Here is a 19,564-nt window from a genome sequence, read left to right on the forward strand (position 1 = left end):
CCTGCTAGAGCATGATCCGGAAAAGTGCGCAGCGGTTTTCCGAAAAGATCATGCTCAAACGACACCCTAAAGCGCGATGATGATTGATCCTTATCTCCATCGCGCTTTAGGCTTGGGGTCGCATCGGACCTTGCATATGATGTTTCGGCATATGATGTTTCGCCTGCTCGCGGCCGGTCTTGCCGTTCTCCTTCTGATTGCCCCAGCCGGCGCCATGGACCGCGAGCTCGCCAAGCTTGCGCGCGCCTCCGGTATGCCTGACATCCCCGGCTTGAAGATCGTCTGGCTGGCGCCATGGGGCGACGTCCGCGACGCAAGATCCTGGCGCAACATCATCGTGCACCAGACCGAGGGACCTGCGGGCTCGGCGCGCGGCGGCGCGCAAGCGCAGGCGAAGAACCCGACGCGGCGCGGCGTCACGGTCTGGGTCGAGACCGACGGCACGGTCTATTGGGCGGTCGCCGAAAACCTGGTGCCGACCCATGGCGACGGCGCCAACCGCAACGACAACAAGTACATCGACAACAGATCGACCTACCGCCAGGTGCTGCGCGACAACTCGATCGGCGTCGAGTTCGCCGGCAACTATCCCGACGTGACCACGGGCCCGACCGAGGCACAGGTCGCGGCGTGGAAGATCCTCATCAAGGTGCTGCGCGCGCGCTACGACATCCCGCTCGACCGTGTCTATGCGCACAACTGGGTCGACTACAAGGACGCGCGCTATTGCGAAGGCTGCACGCTCGCGACGATGGCAAGGCAATGGGGGGAGTAGAAAGGCGTGCTCCCTCGTCCGCTTGCGGGGAGAGGTGAAGGAGCAGCGGCTCGAACAAGCCAGACCGGCCGCGCCACCGAGCCGAAGAATCGTCGAGAGGGAATGCGATGGCTGTCCCACTCACCGCTGTCATCGCCCGGTTTAACCGGGCGATCCAGTACCCAGAGACGTGCCCTGAAAAGCTCGCTCTCGCCACTTTCGTCGCGGCGTACTGGATGCCCCGCCTTCGCGGGGCATGACAGCGAATGTGAAGCGACACGCCACCCCAACAAAAAAAGCCGGCGTTGCCGCCGGCTTTTTCTCTACTTTCGATCCGCCAATCTCTTGTGCTGAACCGGCCCGCTTAATGCGCGGCTTCCAGTGCAGCCTGTTCCTGCCTTGCGATCGTGCCCTTGACCGCGGACTGCACCTTCTCGAAGGCGCGGACCTCGATCTGGCGGACGCGCTCGCGCGACACGCCGAACTCGGCGGCAAGGTCTTCCAGCGTCATCGGCTCATCGGCGAGGCGGCGGGCCTCGAAGATGCGGCGTTCGCGCGGGTTGAGCACGCCCATGGCGCCGTTCAGCGCGTCACGGCGGTGATCATACTCCTCGTGCTCCGCCATCAAGGCTTCCTGGTTGGGCGTGTTGTCGACCAGCCAGTCCTGCCATTCGCCGGCTTCGCCGTCGTCGCGGATCGGCGCGTTGAGCGACGCGTCGCCACCGAGGCGGCGGTTCATGTCGATCACGTCCTGATCGGTGACGCCGAGGCGCTTGGCGATCATCTTCACCTGGTCGGGGCGGAGATCGCCTTCGTCCAGCGCGTTGATCTTGCTCTTCGCCTTGCGCAGGTTGAAGAACAGCTTCTTCTGGTTCGCGGTGGTGCCCATCTTCACGAGCGACCAGGAACGCAGGATGTACTCTTGAATCGACGCCTTGATCCACCACATGGCGTAGGTGGCGAGACGAAACCCCTTCTCGGGTTCGAAACGCTTCACCGCCTGCATCAGGCCGACATTGCCTTCCGAGACGACCTCGGAGATCGGCAGGCCGTAGCCGCGATAGCCCATGGCGATCTTGGCCACGAGGCGGAGGTGGCTGGTGACGAGTTGGTGTGCCGCGTCGCGATCGTCATGCTCGCGCCAACGCTTTGCGAGCATGTATTCCTGCTGGGGTTCCAGCATCGGGAATTTGCGGATCTCGGCGAGGTAGCGAGAAAGGCCGGATTCTCCATTGAGGACCGGCAAAGCAGCGGTACGGGCCATAGTGCGCCCTCCAAAAGGTTCAGGCCCCCGATAGCGGCGGGCCAGGCAGACGACCGCTGTGTTAAAGCCGGCCGTAGCTGCGATGTTCCGCGTTGATCATTTCAACGCAGGCGCAATATACCCCATCGAGGGTCAAAAAGGGAAGGATTGCTGACGTCACGTCCCCGTGTGGCAGCTATAACTTTTTGTAATGTAAAGCCTTTCTGAAGCGGCCTGCGTCATAGCGCCGCTTTCAGCGCGCGTTCGAGGAGAAGCAAATCCTCCGGCAGAGGCGCCTCCCAATGCAGAAGTTCTCCCGTCCTCGGGTGCTCCAATACCAGCAGGTAAGCATGTAAGGCCTGCCGCTCCAGCGCCGCCAAAGCTCCTTGCGACTGGGGGCCGAGCTGGTTGGCCTTGGTCTTGAAATGCGGGCCATAGACGGCATCGCCCATCAGCGGGTGGCCGATATGGGCGAGGTGGACGCGGATCTGATGAGTGCGGCCGGTCTCGAGCTCGCAGGCGAGCAGGGCGGCCACCGGCTTGCCGTCGCGCCCGGCAAAGCTCTCCAGAACCTCCCAATGTGTCACCGCGTCGCGGCCGCCCTGGCGCACCGCCATCTTCTCGCGGGCATGCGGATGGCGGTCGATCGGCGCATCGACGGTGCCGCGATGCCGGCCGGGCACGCCCCAGGCGAACGCCATGTAGCCGCGCCGCATCGCGCCGGTGCGGCCGTGATCGGCGAATTGGGCGGTCAGCGAGGCATGGGCGAGGTCGTTCTTGGCGACCACCATCAACCCTGTGGTGTCCTTGTCGAGCCGGTGCACGATGCCGGGCCGGCGCACCCCGCCGATGCCCGACAGCGAGGTGCCGCAATGGGCGATCAGCGCGTTCACCAAGGTGCCGGTCTCGTGGCCGGCCGCGGGGTGCACCACCAGGCCCTTGGGCTTGTTGAGGACGACGATGTCATAGTCCTCGAACACGATATCGAGGGCGATATCCTCCCCCTTGGGCTCGGCAGGCGCCGCCTCCGGCACGTCGATTATGATCGTATCGCCGGATGTGACGTGATAAGCGGGGTCGCGGACCGCGGAGGCCTTCAGGTGCACTGCGCCCGCCAGGATCAGGGCTTTCAGCCTCGATCGCGACAGCTCCGGCAGGCGCGCCGCCAGCACGCGGTCGAGCCGCGCCGAGCCTTCGTCGCCGGCGACCACGACCACCAACCTTTGCGCTGACCCAGAGCTTTCCATGACGACGTCTGATACCGCTGTTCCCGAACCGACCCCCGAGCAGGCCGCGCTGTTCGCGCGGGTGCGGCGGATGATGCTGATCGCGGGGTTGACCACGGCGCTGGCGATCTGCGCCGTGCTGATCGCGGTGGGCTACCGCCTTTTCAAGTCCGAGGGAAGGGCGGCCGAGGCGGCCAGTGACGTCACCGCCACCCTGCCGAAGGGCGCCAAAATCGTCTCGACCGGGGTTGCTGGCGACCGTCTCGTGGTCACGCTGGAGGTCGGCGGGATCATCGAGATCCGCACTTTCGACGCCCACACGCTGAAACCGGCCGGAAAGCTGAAATTTGCCAACGAGCCGTGAGGGGCCCGGGCTGTTGATCGTTCTCCAGCCCGCCACGCCACATAAGTGTTCCGCTCATGTGGCGGAGTTTGGCGGCGCCTGACGGGCCATCATGCGGTTAAGCTTGGAGCCGCAGTCACCGCGCATATCAGCCGATTTTGCCCCCGATCGAGGCTTGCCGCCGGCGGATTTCGCGGCTATGTCGTACGCCTCACGCTCCCTTCGTCTAGCGGTTAGGACGCGGCCCTCTCAAGGCTGAAACAGGGGTTCGATTCCCCTAGGGAGCGCCATTGTCAAAATACCACACTGAAAACTCTGCAGTATTTTCGATCTTTGTCCCACTTTCATGTCCGGTGGGACAGTAAGTGTTCGCCATCTAGACTCCGAACGCCTTTTCTCCTCGCTTAAGAGCATCACCGATACGATGCCGCCGCTGCACGGCGCTCCGACCCCGGAACGAAGGGTTTGGTTGGCGCGGGCTTCCCTAGCAGGCGAGCACCAGCCCGGCGGGCACGCTCAAGCGATAAGGTTAGCCACTTGCATCCAGTCGGTGCCAGAAATCAAGGACGGTGGCGACGATTGCCTCCGGTGCGTCCTCTTGGACGAAGTGCTTGGCGTCCGGGATGACAGTGAACGACGCGTTCGGAATGCGTCGGGCGAGTTCCTTGCCATCCTCCAGCGGAATGAATTCGTCTTCCTCACCCCACAGGATGGCGACGGGGCACCGGATCTCGCCGTACCGCCCCTCGACCTCTTCCGAATACTTGTCGTCCATCTGCGCGATCTGCCGCCAGAACGCCTTCTGTCCCTCGTCGCCAAGCCATGGCTCTATGTAAGCCCGCATCTCTTCCTCGCGCAGGCGGTGCTTCACCGAGGCGCCGATGTAGGCGCGCAAGATTGCCTCGTGAACGTAGGCGGGCAGACCGGAGAACACCTTCGGGTGCGCCTTTGCCGCCTGGACGAGCACCGAGCCTTGTGGGCTGATCGCGACGGGATCGACGAGCATGAGGCTACGGTAGTTGATAGCGTCCAGGAGATGCGCACGCAGCGCGGCCGAACCGCCGAAGTCGTGCGCGATAATGTCGGGCCGGTCGATGCTCCAATGACGTGCGAGGGCGGCGAACAGTCGGTTCTGGGCACTATGAAGGACGTCCGCGTCGGGCTTAGCGGATTGGCCGTAGCCCAAAAGGTCGTAGTAAAAGACGCGCCGATGCCGAGCGAGCCAAGGCACAATCCGACGCCATTCACGCGAGGAGAAAGGCGAGCCATGCATTACAACGGCCGGCCGGCCCTGGCCCGCCACGCCCCAGGCGATGTCCTGTCCCTCAAACGAGAACCGATTCGGTAAATCCCATCGCATCGCCATTGCTGTCCTTCCGAGCCTAGTCACTGCGCTGCGCCTAGAGCAGGAGGTCTGTTCCGACTTGAGCGGGCACGGCCCGGCAAGAAGCATGAGTGGGCTGCACTCGGTTTGGAGAACATATCGACGCGCGATGCGTTCCACGGACCAGCGCCACGAGCGCAAGACGGTGATGAGAGCAAATTAGTGCGAGCGTTCGTGCCGCAGATCAGAACTGCGAAGCCCCATCTGTGGTTATCGCAGCTGGGTTGCCCAGCTTGCATTGCGTTTCCCGATGAAACTCAAGTAGTCGCGTGCACGACCGTAGCAGTCAGATGCAGTCACACATGTTCGCGACATCATTATCATGAGTCTTCATCATGAGTCTTCGCACGCTGACGGTTCACGCTCGGGACCACGTTCGGCGCAAAAGGTTCCAAACTAGGGGTCTGCCCAGCAAGAGGAATACATGCTGCTGAAGATATGGACTATGGTCACGCTGCTGTTGGCCGCGTTGCTGCTGGGCACGACCTTCGCCCACACGCTCGAAATCATGGCCAAGCTGCAGTACGACGGGCCGCTGTGGACCCGGCTGCAGCAGACCCTTTATCCGTTCTTTGCGTGGGTTGGCGGACCTGTCGAGATTGGCGCCATCGTCGCGTCGGCATTGCTCGCGTTCATGCTGCGACACGATCAAGTGCCATTTCTGCTGGGCTCAGCCGCGACCGCGTGCTTCGCGCTCGCCTTCCTTGGCATCTGGATCTTTGTCACCAACGCCGCCAACGTGGAGATCCTTCAATGGTCGACCCAATCCGTTCCGTCCGATTGGGCCGCTTGGCGCCGGCAGTGGGATTATTCGCATGCAGCTCGCTTTGTCGTGCAGCTCATCGGTTTCGTGGCGCTTACAGGCGCTGTCGTGTTCAGCTAATCAGTTTGCCGAAACGGGCAGCTGGTTAATCAGCTTTGACGGTTCGTCCTTCTCGAAAGGAACCGCTTTGGCGCCGCAGGCGTTTGCGACGGAATGAACCGATGGCGCCCACTGGCTTGGGGGCAACGGCTTCAACACAGGAAAGCGCAATGGCTCCAATACAGTCTGATGTCAAAGCACTTTTGGAAAGTCGAACTGAGGCATGCAGAGCGAAGGACATCGAGCGCCTCATGTCGCTCTATTCCCCCGATATCGTCTATTTCGATTGTGTACCTCCTCTTGAGGGGTTCATCGGATCCGATGCGGTCCGGCGCAATTTTCTGCGGTGGTTTGATGAGTATGAGGGCCCGATCGGCTTGGAAACTCGCGACTTGGATATTGCGCTGAGCGAGAATGTCGCCTTTGCGCATATGCTTCACTTGGACAAAGGAAACGTTCACTTATCGAAGGCAGGGCTTGAGGAGGTGTGGATACGGTCGACCGTTTGCTGCCAACGCTCGAAACGCGGCTGGTTGATTGTGCACGAACATATCTCGTGGCCTTTTGAATTTAATCAGCAGGGCGGGAATGTGGTCATGAACCTTGACCGCTGACATCGTCCGCGCGCCGTGGCGTCGCGTTGATGATGATCTACTCCGCAATGATCTGGCTCGGCTCAGTGTCAATTAGGGCCGGTACGGTCGACATCGCCGAAGCTACACGCCTCGGTGCCACGTTCGCGGTACATTCGACATTCGGCTACTTCGGCCGCTTCATCGGGCCACTGGCGATCGGTTGGATTCTGGACGGCACGACGGAAGCTGGGTAGGCGAGCGCCTTTGCGTTTCATAGCCGCGGTGATGGTGGTGGCTGTAGGGATTACGGTCCAGTGCACTCAATTCATTGCTCCATCGTTCGCTACTCGATGTCGGCGAACTCATGCAGGGAGCTCTTTATGGAATGCCAATTGAGGACTTACATAACCACGGGCCGCTGGTCGCTCCCTTCCGGTCGTCCGTTCGCCTCGTGGAGAAAGCATCCTCCTCAGCGTAGCACTTGATCGCTCGCCTTCTGGCGTTAGGCGCCCATCGATTCGCGAATCCGCCGATCCGACGTCAGAGCCGATCGGGGGTATCAAGATAAGCCATGCGATCCATGACGCTGTCCGCGAGCGCCACCTTGTAGACGGCTTCTGCGAAGCGCCTGTCGTCCGCTATCCGGCTCAGCTTGCTGTTGCCCAGGCGCTGCGGCAGCAGCCTGCAAACTGGATCGATCATTTCAATTTCAAACGGGACCATGACGCCGGCAGTCATCGAGAACGCCCCGGGGGTAAGGAGCCTTGTGGCGATCAGCTCTCCATCGTCCATCGAACTTTCGAGCCCGACGTCGAGCAGCCATACTTTCGATTTGCGAATAACGTCAGTGGCGATCAAGCCCACCTCGTCGTGACGCTGCTCGATCAAGAGTATCGCGAACTGCGACCGACGCATTGCGTCCAGCATCACCCCTTCGTCGGACTGCGCCTCGAACCTGGCCGACTTCGCGTAGCGATCGATCGCCCGCGAACGATCCGCCGGTGCAGTGTAAACGGCAAGGTCGTAGACGTAGTACATCTCGTCCATGTCTTCGAGAAGCAACGTCTTTCCTTGCGCCAATCCGAGCCTGCGTGCGTGATTGAGTAAGGCATCGGCGGATACGCACTGGAGGACTTCCTCATGAACTTTCTTGGAGATTTTCCCGAAGCTGTAGGTAGCGGGCGAGGATGTCCCCGCGCGTCGAAGGCATGTCGCCACCCCAGGCGAAAATCGACTGCTGTTGGGCGAGGGGAAGGGCCATGAAACGCTCCCGAGTTGGGCCGCCAGCTTTCCTCATCGTTAGCGATGCGCATTGATACGCGAAACAGCAATGTCCATTATCGACAGTGTGCCGGCTGCAATCCGAGGAGTTTGCTCCGGTCCACGGGCCGCATCTGGACCGGGAACGGGTTGAAGCCTTGCGAAATTGATCCGCCCGGAAGAATCGGGTTCCACTTGGCGATCGCGTCGCCATAGCAGCCGAAAGGGCGCTGGCGGCCCGGCACTTTGTGAGCGCCACCGACATCCTCATCGGGATCGGGTGGCTTGATCCCGGAGCCGTCGAGCGCTGGCTGCGCCGGCAGATCGGTTGCCTGGAAGGAGGTTGTCCAAATCGATCCGTCTCGCATCCTGGAAGCCGTGCAGCTATTCCAGTCCTGGGCGACCGCGAGAGGACTGATCGCAAGCCCCACAGCCTATGTCGATCGTACGCCGCAACGCCGGGAGCTGCGCTTCAGCCGAAGCGAAGATCCTCAGATCGAGGCGTCTTACCGGACACACTGGGTGTCGCCGGAACTCTCCGAGGCAAAGCGCGAGCGTCTGGCGCGGAAGGCAAGCCGCGGCCCGGAACTGGTGGTCATCCAGCCATTGAACACGGAGTGGGCATGCCATCGCTGTGGCGGCATCGGTAATCTCCTCATGATGGAGCCTGCCGGCCCGGCGTGTCTGCGCTGCGTCGGCCTCGATGATCTCGAATTTCTGCCGGCAGGTGATGCCCTGCTCACGCGGCGCGTGAAGGCGAACAGTACCCGATATGCCGTCGTCGTACGCTTCAGCAGAACTCGCGGCCGTTACGAACGACAGGGCCTGCTGGTCGAGCCGCGAGCCCTCGCAGACGCGCGGTGATCGACCCTTGGTGCGCACTGGCATTGGAGAGCTTCAATTACATAAGGGTTCTCGGTTCTGTTCTGACTGGCGCGCCAAACCTACAATATTCAGCGACATCGTGCGATGCGGCACCGGTTCGGGCAGCGAACAGGTCGCCAGCGAAGACGCACACATGCACCGCCGGGTTTCAAGCGGAGATGCCGCGCGGCGCCGGTTCGAGATCGTTGATAACATCCTTCACTGCTGCGGCCGTGATCGGCCGGCTGACGGGAGGCGGGGCGCCTTCCTGCGCCGGCAGGCTGATGACCGCGTACAGTCCCTTCGCTCCGTTGGCCAAGTCTATGTCCCCGCCGTGGTGGCGGACGATGGTCCGGGCAATGGAAAGGCCGAGGCCCACGCCTCCTGTTTCGCGATTTCGCGAATTCTCGATCCGGAAAAATGGCGTGAAAACCTGCTCGCGGGCGCTGTCGGGAATGCCGGGTCCGTCATCCGAGACGATGATTTCGATATTGTCTGCGCGTCTCCCCACGCTGACGCGCGCACGCTCGCCATAACGGATGGCGTTCTCGATGAGGTTGCGGCACGCGCGGCGGAGTGCGTCTGGCCGGCAGCTGTAGCCGATCTTCTGTCCGTTGGCGAAGGAGACGTCGTGACCGAGTTCGGCGAGATCATGGCAGAGGCTTTCCACGAGCGCCGAGAGTTCCACGGTGCGCGTAGTTTCCGCAGTTGCATCTTCGCGGGCGAATGCCAGGGTCGCCTCTGTCATCGTCTGTATCTCGCTAAGGGTGGAAAGCATTTTCTCGCGGACGTCCTCGTCGCGCACGAACTCCGCACGCAAGCGCAGCGAGGTCAGGGGGGTGCGCAGATCATGACCGATCGCGGCCAGCATCTTGGTGCGGTCGTCGACGAAACGATGCAGGCGCGCTTGCATGCGGTTGAATGCCTCGGCGGTGCGTCGGATATCGTCGGGCCCGGTTTCCGGCAGCGGCACGACCTCCTGGCCCCGGCCAAGCGCGTCGGCCGCTACGGCGAGGCGGCGCAAGGGTTGCGCAATGCCGCGTGCGGCAAACACGGCAATAACGGACAACGACAACGCTGAAAGGCCGAGCGCCAGGGTGGACTTGGAGGTCCAGAAGCCGTCCTGTGCAGGTTTGGCAAATGCAGTGTTGAGCCACGTCCCATTCGCCAACTGTACGGCCAGACCCATGCCAGTGCTGTCATCGAGATAAAGAAACTTCGCAGGGCGGGAGAGCGGCCAGGCTTCCGGTCTCAGGTCGATCCACTGTGAGGAGGTGGCGCTGCTGCTCTTGGCTGTGTTTCGGGTGAAGTCCGGTCTGACCTCGGCGGGCACGTGACCGGGAAAGGATACGCGCGGCAATGGCTGCGCCAGGCGCTCCCATGCGTCCTCTCGCCACTCCGAGGCATCCTTCAGGCCGTCGGTCGATATCCAGTATCTCGCCGCACTGGTGTTGCTGGCATTGAGGATGTCGGTCTGCAGCGATTGAGGGGTCGCTTCCAGGACCCGGGCCAGCGAGGCGCACCTGCTGAGTATCTCGCCCTTGGCTGCCTTCCGGATCGACTGCCCGTGCTCGTCCCAGGAAATGAAGAATACGATCGCTTGCGACAGCACGAGGGACAGCAGCGTGAAGCAGATGAAGCGGGCTGCAAGACTGCGCGTCCACAGGCTCATCATGGTTGCCCGATCTCGGCGACGAGGCTGTATCCACCACCCCAGTGAGTTTTGATCAAGGCGGGTACCTTCGGGTCGGCCTCGATCTTCTTCCGCAAGCGGCTCACCTGATTATCGATACTCCGGTCGAACGGATCAGCATCTCGGCCGACCGTCAGGTCGAGGAGCTGGTTGCGGCTGAGCACCAGGCCCGGATGATCGAGAAATGCACACAAGAGACGGAACTCCGCCGTGCTGAGCGGCACGGCAACGCCATCGTTTCCCAGCAACTCGCGCCGATTGACGTCAAAGGTCCACCGGTCGAAACGTACGATCTTGCTGGCCAGCCTGCCCTTCTGCGGCGGCAGGCTTTGCACGCGCCGAAGCACCGCCTTGATGCGGGCGAGGAGTTCGCGGGGATTGAATGGCTTCGTCACGTAGTCGTCGGCGCCTACCTCCAGGCCGACGATGCGGTCGGTCTCCTCCGCCATGGCGGTCAAAAGGATAACGGGAAGCTCCGTGGTGCTGCGCAGATGGCGACAGAGGGACAATCCATCCTCGCCTGGCATCATGATGTCGAGAACCACGAGGTCCGGAGCACTTCGTTCGAGCAGACGGCGCAGCGCGATTGCGCTCTCCGCGAGGCTGATCCGGTAGCCATGCTGCATCAAGTATCTGCCGACCAGGTCGCGGATGTCGCGATGATCGTCCACGACGGCGATGTGTGGTGCCGAGTCCATCCGATTGCTCCGTTCAGCATCCAGAATCTATCGGCCGCGTACGATCGACTGAAATCACATCCTTGCGGGATGGCTTCTTGAAAGCAACTTGGCGTCAGATCCGGATTGCAAGGTGCCGGCCTGTTAGGGGAGGAACCGCCTGCATCTGCAGGGATTTCCGATCCTAGTCCGACACTTTAGCCACAAGCTGTCGCAGAACTTTGTCCCGGCGGGCCGCATCTGTCGCAAATTGTCGCAAACTCGCATGCCCGTCAGGACCTGATGCGATTTCCGAAGCCGCACTGACACCAACGTGATCCCAAACCGGCGAATAGGAGGACGGCAGGTGAAGGTGATCAACTTTGTCGCGAACTATGCAATGCAGCATACCTGAGACAGATCGCGACAATTCCCGGTGGCCGTCGGCAAAGTTCTGCGACAACGGGATCCCATCGTGCGCATGTTCAACCGAGCAGGAGCGCTGCATGTGTGCGATGGACGCCGTTTCTCACCGAGCAGATCTGGGAAACTCGGGAGGCTCAGCGGTCGGGAACGAAGAAGGCGACGTCACAAAAGCATGGCTTCTTGGCAGAGCCGCATTTCGGATAACCTGCCTGGTCGTTCTCGTCTTACGAAATACTTCGTCTTCGGCCACGCCCGTTGATTTGACGCAGGGTGCAAGTCGCGTGGCCATTTCGCATGTCGTGGCGGATGACGACCGTTTGACACTCGCATCTCAGGTCCGCATGTGGAGCGCCCGTTCGAAGACGGATGCGATAGTGCGGTCGCGATCAACCCTGCCGTGATTGCGGAGGGTACGCCGAGCATGAGGGGCTGAAGCTCGACGACGCCACATTGGCCGCCGAAGACCTTCTCAGCCTGTTGCTAGGCGACACTCAGATCAGGCGGCTTGCTGCCGCGGCCCGGCAAGGCGCAGGTCGAGGCGCGTGCCGCCCGTGCCACCTGCGCTTTCCTGCTCCTGTACGGGGGTGCACGAATGGAAGGCTCGAGTTAGATGGCGATCTCAATCACATAAGAGTTCGCACTCTTGTTCTGAGTGGCGCCGGACAATCCTAAGCCATTGAAAATCTACACAGTCTAGGCAACCATGTGAGCCTGGAGACCGCTGCTACACATGTAACTCACAAGGTGCTCCGCAATGGCGATCGCGTCAAAATGGCAATACTGATCCCCAGTCTGGGCTTTGCGCGCTTCGACAGCCGTGGAGAGTTACGCCTGGCGGAACGGCTGAAGGATTTCGTCGAAGACAACGCTGTCGTTTGGCACAATCTCCCTGTTGGTCCTCTCAACCGGCATCCGGATTTCATTATCGTCCATCCTGCGAACGGCCTGCTCGTGCTCGAGGTGAAAGACTGGCGCCTGGAGACGATTGTCTCGGCGGACAAGACAAAGGTCGAGCTGCTGACCAATCGTGGTGTCGTACGGGAGAGCAATCCCCTCGAGCAGGCTCGCAGGTATACGTTTGAGGTCGTGCGCACGCTGGAGCGTGATGGGCAGTTGCTGTTTCCGCCCGGTCATCGCTTCGCGGGCCGCCCCATTGTTCCGTTCGGCTTCGGGGTCGTATTCACCAACATCACGCGCAAGCAGTTCGACCAGACCAATCTCAAGGAGGTGCTGGCCGAGCATCTCTGTCTGTTCAAGGATGAAATGACGGAGGGAGCGGGCTCCGAGGAATTCCGGACGAGGTTGTGGCACATGGTTCATCCGCGTCTCGAAGAGCCGCTGTCCATGCCGCAGTTCGACCGCCTGCGGGCGCTGCTCTTTCCGGAGATTCGCATACGGCAGATTGCCCTGCCTTTGGAGGAGGCGCCCCGGGCCGATTCTTCGGACCGGACGCTTGCGGTCATGGACCTGCATCAGGAGCAGTTCGCGCGCAGTCTGGGCGAGGGGCATCGGATCATTCGCGGCGTCGCCGGATCGGGCAAGACCCTGATCCTCGCTTTTCGCGCCGAGTATCTGGCACGTGCGGCGGCAAAGCCGGTGCTGATCCTGTGTTACGCCAACGGCATCGCCGGCCGGCTCGAGGATGCCATGCAGAGCAGGGGCGTGGAGGACCGCGTTCAGGTTCTCACCTTCCACTCGTGGTGCTACCGGATGCTGCGGACTTACGGGATTCCCGCCCCATCCGAGCGAGACTATCCGGACTACGCAACGCGACTGGCTGCGAGCGTTTCAGAGGTCGTGAAGGCGGTAGATCAAGGCCATATCCCAGCGGAGCAGTACGACGCTGTCCTGATCGACGAGGCGCACGACTTCGAGCCGCAATGGCTCGCGCTTGCGGCCAAGATGGTGAACCCGCGCACGAAGGCGCTGATGGTCGTCTACGACGATATCCAGGCCATCTACAAGGGCCGGGAACGTCCGGTGTGGAGCCAGCTCGGCATCGAAGCGAAGGGCAGAACGACCGTGTTGAAGGTCAACTACCGCAACACGGCGCAAATCGTTGCCTTCGCGAGACGCTTCGCCGCAGACGTCATCGGCGCTCCGGGCATCACGGCCGACGATGAGCACGCCATCCTGTTGCCCGAAGATGCCGGCCGGCAGGGACTGGAGCCGGCCGTGCGGCGTTGCGTGAGCATCGACGCAGAAGCGCACTGCGTCGCCGAGTGGTTTCTCGACCGGAAAAAAGCCGGGTACGAGTGGTCGCAGATGGCGTGTCTCTACCCGGAGCACTGGATCGGCGGGCGGGTCGCGCAGATCCTCGCCAGGCATGATGTGCCCATCGATATGGCCAAGGACAATCGCAACAGAGTTTCGGTCAAGCGGGTGGCCGTGCGGTTCTTGAGCATGCACAGTGCGAAAGGGCTGGAGTTTCCCTGCGTCGCTATCGCCGGCTTGGGCTCGCTCGGCCGCCACGGCGAGACCGTCGAGGAATGTGTCCGGCTGACCTATGTCGGGGTGACCCGGGCAACGCACGAGGCGCTCCTGACGTATTCGAGCGAGTCCGCATTGGTGCAGCGTTTGATCGCTTAGAAGAATGCGCGCCGGTGCTTTCTCACGCCGTCGTGCCGTCGATCGAGCGGCGGATCACCCGCTGCACTTCCGCATTCGATAGGAACAGATCATGGTTGATGATGCCCCAGCCTTCCTGGGAGGCATCGACCACGCGCACGCCGAGCTGCGCGATGACAGCCTTCTCGGCGGCGCCGACCCTCGTCATTCCACCTGCGATTTGGCCCGACAGCGCCAGTGCACGATCGTTCGTCGCGGCGATCACGGTGATCTTGCCGGCGAGCGGACCGATGCGCTGGATTGCCGACGAGAACACGTCCATGTCGATGTCGGGCGCGGCAAACACCACCGCGCCGATCTTGCTCGTCACCGTGTCGCCGTAGCGCGCATGGAGCTGGCGCAGGCTTTCGAGCGTCAGCATGGTTCCCATGCTGTGCGCGACGATGTGCACGCGGCCGCCGGCTGGCGCCGACACGAGCGCAGACAGCACGCGTTCGAAATCGTCGCGGGACCACATCGCGCTGTCGCGGTCATAGGCGTAGTCGAACAGTCCGGCCTTTGAAGGCCAGGAGAACACCATGGTCCGGCCGCGGAACTTGACTCCATCGGAGAGATGGGCGCCATCCAGCACCGCCGTCTCGAATGTCTGCTTGAAGCCGTGCACATAGATCAGCACGTCGCCTCCGCCGGCCTGTGCAGCGAGGTCGCCAGCGTCGGCCGCTACCGGTTCGACCCGATCAAGGCGCCAGTCGTCGAGTCCAACCGAGGCGAGAGAAAGACGGCTCTCGTCCGGGGCCACCAGCCTGGCCCGCGCGACCGTCATGCTCGTCGCGCGCGCCGGCCCGAACCAGGGTTTCGTGCGGCCGCCGTTCACGGGCTTGCGCGTGGTGACGACAAGCAACGTGGGGTCAACGGACAGCGACGACGCGTCGAAGCGGGCGCCGGTCGCACCCAGGCCGGCGCATCCGCCGAGCGCGAGGGCACTCCCTGCCGACACGAATCCGCCGAGGAGAGCGCGGCGCGAAACGGAATGACGGGAGTCGCGTTGCAGAAGACGTCGGACGATCACACGGAACCTCGGGAACTTTGCCCACCGTAACGCCGCCCCGCCTAGCTCCCTGAATGACAATGGGGGCGAGAAGACGGCAGAGCCGCTCGCGGTGGGTTCAAAGTCATGGCGTCCGAACGAGGGCCAGATCAGTCGATGACTTCAATCGAATGGAACCTGCACCAATCGCGCAACGCTTTCTCAGTGGCTCTAGCCGCGAAGGCAAGGCGGTCGCCTGGAGGCCTCGAGAAGGTCGATATCGAATGTGGGCGCGCCGGTCAGCCTGAACGAAGCCATTCGTCCGCCGTCAATAGTTCCAGCTCGGCGAAATAAGCCTCATTTGGGTCCTGATTGGGCCTCGTGTCGGCGTTGTCATCGCCCGATCTGGTCTTCACTAGCTCGTTCATGTGTCCTGCAAGCACCAAACCGATCGCATGGATGGCTTCGTGGCGATCGAGGCCTTCGGACATCAGCCGCTGCGCCGTGCTTCGCACCGGCAGCTCGGGATCGGCAATTTGGTTCTCGATGATCACGTGAAAGACGGCGTGCGCTTGCTCTCGCGGAAGGCGGATTCCGGCGCGCCGATGGTACGCCATCACGAGATCGATCCGTTCCTCCTCGTCCAGCACAACCCACAGATCCGGGTCTGGCTCTATCAATGGATCATACGCCAGGATCGCTTCTTCGTCCTCGAGCGCCGACCGGGCAACGTCCGGTGTATGCATAAACTGGGACAAAGCGGATGGCGGCGCGTCCAGCCTGTGCGAGTCGAGGCAACACTTCTTGAACTTCTTGCCACTGCCGCAGGGGCAGGGGTCGTTTCGTCCCACCTTGTGCCAATTTACCATTGCGAGCACCAGCGACAGGATTTGATCGGGGTCACAATACACCAAAGCAGCTTGTCTAGCGAAGCGACGCCGCAATGTCGGCGATGGATCTGAAGAGAACGAGCGCATCGTCCTTAGGCAAGAAATCCTCGCCGCTTCCAGAATGCAGCAGCTTCGGCATCGATCGCGTTGACGACCAGCGCGCGTCCTCCGATCAGGCCTGCGGCCGTGACGCAGCGCTGGAGCGCATGCTTGACCAGGCTGGTGCCGATTCCTTGGCCGATCCAATCCTCATCGATCGCGAGGTGTCCCAGCAACAGACAGGGCACAGGGTCGGGTGGCTGCCCCGTCCGTATCGACCGCGGCAGAGACGAGGGGATGATTGCCGTCGGCGCGAGGTCGTAATAGCCGACCACCCGATTCATCTCGTGGACCACCATGACGGCGGTAAAGCCCTTCTCCTGGTTGGACAGCGCCCGCGTCTTCAGCCACCGGTCGAGCGATGGCTTGCCGCAGGAGAACTCGTCGAGATGATGAGCCGGCGTCAGCGGTTCGGGGGCGGAGATCGCCAAGCCTCAGCGCCGCTTGCCCGAGCGGATTTCCTTCTTCGATGCCTTTTCTTCGCGCGAACCAGCGTCCGCCTCGTCTGAAGACGCTTTGTTCTCCCATGGCGCGGTGCGCTTGAAGACTTCGACCATTTCCGGCACGGGGGCCGCCGGTCCGGATAGCGCCGCCATGAACGCCTTGAAGCCGGACGGACTCATGCGAATGGGCGCCGTCTCCATCAGCACGTCCTCGGCGGCCCGCACGGCCGCGTCACGCACGAAGTCTGTGGGCTTGCGCGTGCGGGGCGAGATGAACCTCGTGAGCATGGCGCTTCCTGCGAAGACGGACGGCGCCCATGCCTTGCGAAGCCTGTTGGCGAAGCAGGGTCAGTCCGCGTACGGCGAAACCGTGTGGTCCTGGCCGTCGTTGCTACGGTCAAGCCCTGGCGAAGGCGTCACTCGCGTCAACCGGCGCGGTGCCGTGCATTTCGCTGAGGTGACGGAGGCCAGAAGGAATTCGGCTCCGGGGAGAGCGCGGCATAGGCCGTCAAACCATCGCGCAGGGAAGGCCGGGTTTCGGCTGCCCTGTGTTTTCCCTGTGCATTGCGTGTGCATTCGTTCAGCGCAGGGGTCTTATGGGTGCCAGCTGGCGCCCGGTCTTCCCTGCGCCCTTTCTTTGGAGAGGGTGTGACGCGGAGCATAGCTCGGGCAAATCCTGCCGCGAGGACGCGGTCGCGTGTCTGCGCTTGGTCCGCTAAACGATCTTCCATGTAAGCATGATGCATCGGCCTCCGTGGAGGTGGTCGTTGCCCCCGGAATCTGCCTTGATGCGGTTTCAGGCGGAGGAGTGAGATATGAGCGGCTTGGTGATCTCTGGCGGCCGGGTGGTGGATCCCGCGAGCGGGATGGATGCCATCGGCGACGTGGCGGTGGTGGACGGCAAGATCGCCGCCGTCGGCACGGGCCTCGGCGGCGCCGAGCGGGTGATCGATGCGGCCGGGCTTGTGGTTGCGCCCGGCTTCATCGATCTGCATGCGCATGGCCAGTCGATCCCGGCCGACCGGATGCAGGCCTTCGACGGCGTCACGACGACGCTCGATCTCGAGGCCGGCGTGCTGCCGGTCGCATCCTGGTATGAGCGCCAGGCGCGGAAAGGCCGCGTGTTGAACTACGGCGCCGCCACCAATTGGGCCTTTGCCCGCATCGGCGCGATGACGGGCTCCAACGCGGAGAGCTCGCTGGAGGCGTTCGGCAACGCCATGCGCGATCGCCGCTGGATGGACAATGTCGCAACCGATGCGGAGGTATCAGGCATCCTCGAGCGCCTCTCCCGCGGCCTGAACGAAGGCGGCATCGGCATCGGCATTTTGAACGCCTATGCGCCGGGCGCCGGCGTGCAGGAGCTGACGGCAGTGTGCCAGTTGGCTGCGGCCAACGACGTGCCGACCTTCACCCATGTCGCCTTCATGTCGCGCATCGACCCCGAAAGCGCGGCGGAAGCCTATATCCGCCTGATCGGCTATGCCGGCGCCACCGGCGCGCATATGCACATCTGCCATTTCAACTCGTCGAGCAAGACCGACGTCGAGCGTTGCCGCGTGCTGATCGAGAAGGCGCAGGCGCAGGGCCTGCCGATCACAGTCGAGGCCTATCCTTACGGCACCGGCTCGACCGTGCTGGCCGCCGCATTCTTCAGTGATCCGGAGTTCGTCGAGCGCAACGGCACCGGCTACGATTCCGTGCAGCGCGTGACCGACGGCTACCGCTTCCACGACCGCGAGGAGCTTCTCAAGGCGCAGGCCGAAGAGCCGTCCTCGCTGGTGCTCTGGCACATCCTCGATACCGAGAACAATGCGCATCACCGCGACCTGCTCGACATGTCGGTGCTGTATCCCGGCGGCGCGATCGCGTCAGACGCGATGCCGTGGACGACGTCGGACGGCAAGACCTACACCGGCGATGCCTGGCCGCTGCCCGACGATGCCACCTCGCATCCGCGCTCGGCCGGCTGCTTCACGAAATTCATCCGCGAATGGGTGCGCGAGCGCAAGGCAGTGTCGCTGCTGGAAGGCGTACGCAAATGCGCGCTGATCCCCGCGGAGATCTTGTCGCAGAGCACGCCCGCTATGCGGGCCAAGGGCCGGCTTGCGAAAGACGCCGATGCCGACATCGTCGTGTTCGACTACGAGAAGCTCAGCGACCGCGCGACCTTTACGACGATGAACCGGCCCTCCGAAGGCGTGCGGCATCTCGTCGTCAGCGGCCAACCGCTGATTTCCAACGGCATTCTGGATGTGAATGCGCGGCCCGGAAAACCGGTGCGCCGCCCTGTCGTCGAGGGCTGATTCATGCCGGTCCCCATTCTCCTGGTCACGGGCTTTCTGGGGGCGGGCAAAACCACGGTCGTGAACCATCTGCTGGCGCATGCGGAGGGCCGGCGGATCGCTGCCGTCGTCAACGATTTCGGCGCGATCAACATCGATGCGGAGCTGATCGCCGGCGCCAGCGATGGCGTGGTCAGCCTTGCCAATGGCTGCATTTGCTGCTCGCTCGAAGGCGATCTGCTCCGCACGCTCTCGACGCTGCTGCGGCGTGATCCGAAGCCCGAGTGCATCGTCATCGAGACCAGCGGCGTCGCCGATCCCTCCGACATCGTGCGCAACCTGATGGACCCGGTGATCCTGCGCGAGGCGACGCTGGAGACGGTGCTCTGCGTGCTGGATGCGACGGCGCCGCCCGGCGCGTTCGACGACGCGCTCCAGCGGTCGCAGTTGCGCGTCGCCGATATCGTGGCGTTGAGCAAGCTGGATCTGGCGGACGCGGGCGCGGGGGCGCGGATGCGCGCGGCCGTCCGGGCGCTGCGTGTTCCTGCCGTGGTGGTTGATGCGCAGCACGGCGAGCTCCCGTCCGCGCTGCTGTTTCCTGCGAATGTCGACCGCGCGCCCGCGCCGCGCGAAGTCGGGCCGCGCCGCCCGGCGGAAGAACGCTTCGAGACGCTGAGTTGGACCTCGGATAAGCCGGTCTCGCTGCCCCGCTTGCAGCAGGCCATCAACCGGCTGGCGCCAAAGCTGGCGCGCGCCAAAGGCCTGTTCGAGACGGTCGAGCAGCCCGGCCGCAGCATGGTATTTCAGTTCGCCGCCGGCCGCGCGACGCTGGTGCCGGGTGACACCCCGGCGCCGGGCGTGGCGCGAACGCGCATCGTCTTCATTGCCGAACTCGGCGTTCTCTCAAAGGCGGAGCTCGATGGAATCATGGAGGCGTGCGTTGCAGCGTTGTGAAGCCCCCGCAGC

Annotated in this window: 18 protein-coding genes, 1 tRNA gene and 1 pseudogene; 10 read left to right on the top strand and 10 right to left on the bottom strand. The window is 62.9% G+C overall.

Annotation, left to right across the window (positions count from 1 at the left end):
- Nucleotides 1-151 precede the first annotated feature (151 nt).
- Nucleotides 152-775 (top strand): peptidoglycan recognition protein family protein, encoded by a 624-nt coding sequence (locus ACVIIV_RS13280; RefSeq protein WP_456748715.1) that lies wholly within the window; start codon nucleotides 152-154, stop codon nucleotides 773-775.
- Between the two features lie 343 nt (nucleotides 776-1,118).
- Here the strand turns inward: ACVIIV_RS13280 and rpoH are convergent, their stop codons facing one another.
- Both rpoH and ACVIIV_RS13290 read right to left on the bottom strand, forming a co-directional pair.
- Nucleotides 1,119-2,018, bottom strand: a complete 900-nt coding sequence (gene rpoH / locus ACVIIV_RS13285) for an RNA polymerase sigma factor RpoH (protein ID WP_028178479.1) — start codon at nucleotides 2,016-2,018, stop codon at nucleotides 1,119-1,121.
- Nucleotides 2,019-2,236: 218 nt separating this feature from the next.
- Complete coding sequence (locus tag ACVIIV_RS13290; protein WP_456744587.1) at nucleotides 2,237-3,244, bottom strand: RluA family pseudouridine synthase; 1,008 nt, start codon at nucleotides 3,242-3,244, stop codon at nucleotides 2,237-2,239.
- Here ACVIIV_RS13290 and ACVIIV_RS13295 point away from each other — a divergent pair.
- Both ACVIIV_RS13295 and ACVIIV_RS13300 read left to right on the top strand, forming a co-directional pair.
- A complete protein-coding gene (locus tag ACVIIV_RS13295) occupies nucleotides 3,243-3,587 on the top strand; it encodes a hypothetical protein (protein ID WP_456744588.1) in 345 nt (114 codons plus the stop codon). The two genes, ACVIIV_RS13290 and ACVIIV_RS13295, sit on opposite strands and share 2 nt — an antisense overlap.
- 194 nt (nucleotides 3,588-3,781) lie before the next feature.
- Nucleotides 3,782-3,856, top strand: a tRNA-Glu gene (locus ACVIIV_RS13300).
- A 239-nt stretch (nucleotides 3,857-4,095) separates the two neighbouring features.
- On the opposite strand, the gene ACVIIV_RS13305 is transcribed toward ACVIIV_RS13300, so the two are convergent.
- Complete coding sequence (locus ACVIIV_RS13305) at nucleotides 4,096-4,932, bottom strand: alpha/beta fold hydrolase (protein WP_456744589.1); 837 nt, start codon at nucleotides 4,930-4,932, stop codon at nucleotides 4,096-4,098.
- A 442-nt stretch (nucleotides 4,933-5,374) separates the two neighbouring features.
- On the opposite strand from ACVIIV_RS13305, the gene ACVIIV_RS13310 reads away from it, so the two are divergent.
- The 3 genes from ACVIIV_RS13310 to ACVIIV_RS13320 all read left to right on the top strand — a co-directional run bounded on the left by ACVIIV_RS13310 (nucleotide 5,375) and on the right by ACVIIV_RS13320 (nucleotide 6,641).
- Nucleotides 5,375-5,833, top strand: coding sequence for a hypothetical protein (locus tag ACVIIV_RS13310; RefSeq protein WP_456744590.1), 459 nt, complete (start codon nucleotides 5,375-5,377; stop codon nucleotides 5,831-5,833).
- 149 nt (nucleotides 5,834-5,982) lie between these two features.
- Nucleotides 5,983-6,426, top strand: a complete 444-nt coding sequence (locus tag ACVIIV_RS13315; protein ID WP_456748716.1) for a YybH family protein — start codon at nucleotides 5,983-5,985, stop codon at nucleotides 6,424-6,426.
- A 29-nt stretch (nucleotides 6,427-6,455) separates the two neighbouring features.
- Nucleotides 6,456-6,641 (top strand): hypothetical protein, encoded by a 186-nt coding sequence (locus tag ACVIIV_RS13320; protein WP_456744591.1) that lies wholly within the window; start codon nucleotides 6,456-6,458, stop codon nucleotides 6,639-6,641.
- Between the two features lie 286 nt (nucleotides 6,642-6,927).
- On the opposite strand, the gene ACVIIV_RS13325 is transcribed toward ACVIIV_RS13320, so the two are convergent.
- Complete coding sequence (locus ACVIIV_RS13325) at nucleotides 6,928-7,449, bottom strand: hypothetical protein (protein ID WP_456744592.1); 522 nt, start codon at nucleotides 7,447-7,449, stop codon at nucleotides 6,928-6,930.
- A 483-nt stretch (nucleotides 7,450-7,932) separates the two neighbouring features.
- Here ACVIIV_RS13325 and ACVIIV_RS13330 point away from each other — a divergent pair, with 483 nt between their 5' ends.
- Nucleotides 7,933-8,511, top strand: a complete 579-nt coding sequence (locus ACVIIV_RS13330) for a hypothetical protein (protein ID WP_456744593.1) — start codon at nucleotides 7,933-7,935, stop codon at nucleotides 8,509-8,511.
- Between the two features lie 169 nt (nucleotides 8,512-8,680).
- On the opposite strand, the gene ACVIIV_RS13335 is transcribed toward ACVIIV_RS13330, so the two are convergent.
- Nucleotides 8,681-10,186: a sensor histidine kinase gene (locus ACVIIV_RS13335; RefSeq protein WP_456744594.1), complete on the bottom strand. Its 1,506-nt coding sequence runs from the start codon at nucleotides 10,184-10,186 to the stop codon at nucleotides 8,681-8,683.
- Entirely contained in the window at nucleotides 10,183-10,902 is a 720-nt protein-coding gene (locus tag ACVIIV_RS13340; RefSeq protein ID WP_456744595.1) for a response regulator, read from the bottom strand. Before ACVIIV_RS13340 ends, ACVIIV_RS13335 begins: the two co-directional genes overlap by 4 nt.
- Before the next feature lie 1,089 nt (nucleotides 10,903-11,991).
- Between ACVIIV_RS13340 and ACVIIV_RS13345 the strand changes: the two genes are divergently transcribed.
- The gene (locus ACVIIV_RS13345) at nucleotides 11,992-13,875 is read left to right on the top strand and encodes a UvrD-helicase domain-containing protein (protein WP_456744596.1); all 1,884 of its coding nucleotides are present in this window, start codon (nucleotides 11,992-11,994) and stop codon (nucleotides 13,873-13,875) included.
- Nucleotides 13,876-13,897: 22 nt separating this feature from the next.
- Here the strand turns inward: ACVIIV_RS13345 and ACVIIV_RS13350 are convergent, their stop codons facing one another.
- From ACVIIV_RS13350 to ACVIIV_RS13365, 4 genes and pseudogenes are all read right to left on the bottom strand, one after another.
- The gene (locus ACVIIV_RS13350; protein ID WP_456744597.1) at nucleotides 13,898-14,923 is read right to left on the bottom strand and encodes an alpha/beta hydrolase; all 1,026 of its coding nucleotides are present in this window, start codon (nucleotides 14,921-14,923) and stop codon (nucleotides 13,898-13,900) included.
- 713 nt (nucleotides 14,924-15,636) lie between these two features.
- Nucleotides 15,637-15,732 (bottom strand): annotated as a pseudogene (locus tag ACVIIV_RS13355) (SEC-C metal-binding domain-containing protein); the annotation flags it as partial.
- Between the two features lie 131 nt (nucleotides 15,733-15,863).
- Nucleotides 15,864-16,301, bottom strand: a complete 438-nt coding sequence (locus tag ACVIIV_RS13360; protein ID WP_456744598.1) for a GNAT family N-acetyltransferase — start codon at nucleotides 16,299-16,301, stop codon at nucleotides 15,864-15,866.
- A 3-nt stretch (nucleotides 16,302-16,304) separates the two neighbouring features.
- Nucleotides 16,305-16,601 carry a type II toxin-antitoxin system TacA family antitoxin gene (locus tag ACVIIV_RS13365; protein WP_456744599.1) on the bottom strand — a complete coding sequence of 99 codons (297 nt, stop codon included), beginning with the start codon at nucleotides 16,599-16,601 and terminating at the stop codon, nucleotides 16,305-16,307.
- A gap of 527 nt (nucleotides 16,602-17,128) precedes the next feature.
- On the opposite strand from ACVIIV_RS13365, the gene ACVIIV_RS13370 reads away from it, so the two are divergent.
- Together ACVIIV_RS13370 and ACVIIV_RS13375 are read left to right on the top strand one after the other, a co-directional pair.
- Entirely contained in the window at nucleotides 17,129-18,619 is a 1,491-nt protein-coding gene (locus ACVIIV_RS13370; protein ID WP_456744600.1) for an amidohydrolase family protein, read from the top strand.
- Nucleotides 18,620-18,622: 3 nt separating this feature from the next.
- Entirely contained in the window at nucleotides 18,623-19,552 is a 930-nt protein-coding gene (locus ACVIIV_RS13375; RefSeq protein WP_456744601.1) for a CobW family GTP-binding protein, read from the top strand.
- The last annotated feature ends 12 nt before the right edge of the window (nucleotides 19,553-19,564 follow it).

The sequence above is a fragment of the Bradyrhizobium sp. USDA 4354 genome, assembly GCF_054060315.1.

What these genes read in the sequence shown, in the direction of transcription:
- ACVIIV_RS13310 (WP_456744590.1), top strand. Translation starts at nt 5,375, where the DNA reads ATGCTGCTGAAGATATGGACTATGGTCACGCTGCTGTTGGCCGCGTTG.
- ACVIIV_RS13335 (WP_456744594.1), bottom strand. Translation starts at nt 10,186, where the DNA reads ATGATGAGCCTGTGGACGCGCAGTCTTGCAGCCCGCTTCATCTGCTTC.
- ACVIIV_RS13280 (WP_456748715.1), top strand. Translation starts at nt 152, where the DNA reads ATGATGTTTCGCCTGCTCGCGGCCGGTCTTGCCGTTCTCCTTCTGATT.
- ACVIIV_RS13375 (WP_456744601.1), top strand. Translation starts at nt 18,623, where the DNA reads ATGCCGGTCCCCATTCTCCTGGTCACGGGCTTTCTGGGGGCGGGCAAA.
- ACVIIV_RS13320 (WP_456744591.1), top strand. Translation starts at nt 6,456, where the DNA reads ATGATGATCTACTCCGCAATGATCTGGCTCGGCTCAGTGTCAATTAGG.
- ACVIIV_RS13365 (WP_456744599.1), bottom strand. Translation starts at nt 16,601, where the DNA reads ATGCTCACGAGGTTCATCTCGCCCCGCACGCGCAAGCCCACAGACTTC.
- ACVIIV_RS13305 (WP_456744589.1), bottom strand. Translation starts at nt 4,932, where the DNA reads ATGGCGATGCGATGGGATTTACCGAATCGGTTCTCGTTTGAGGGACAG.
- ACVIIV_RS13295 (WP_456744588.1), top strand. Translation starts at nt 3,243, where the DNA reads ATGACGACGTCTGATACCGCTGTTCCCGAACCGACCCCCGAGCAGGCC.
- ACVIIV_RS13370 (WP_456744600.1), top strand. Translation starts at nt 17,129, where the DNA reads ATGAGCGGCTTGGTGATCTCTGGCGGCCGGGTGGTGGATCCCGCGAGC.
- ACVIIV_RS13340 (WP_456744595.1), bottom strand. Translation starts at nt 10,902, where the DNA reads ATGGACTCGGCACCACACATCGCCGTCGTGGACGATCATCGCGACATC.
- ACVIIV_RS13315 (WP_456748716.1), top strand. Translation starts at nt 5,983, where the DNA reads ATGGCTCCAATACAGTCTGATGTCAAAGCACTTTTGGAAAGTCGAACT.
- rpoH (WP_028178479.1), bottom strand. Translation starts at nt 2,018, where the DNA reads ATGGCCCGTACCGCTGCTTTGCCGGTCCTCAATGGAGAATCCGGCCTT.
- ACVIIV_RS13290 (WP_456744587.1), bottom strand. Translation starts at nt 3,244, where the DNA reads ATGGAAAGCTCTGGGTCAGCGCAAAGGTTGGTGGTCGTGGTCGCCGGC.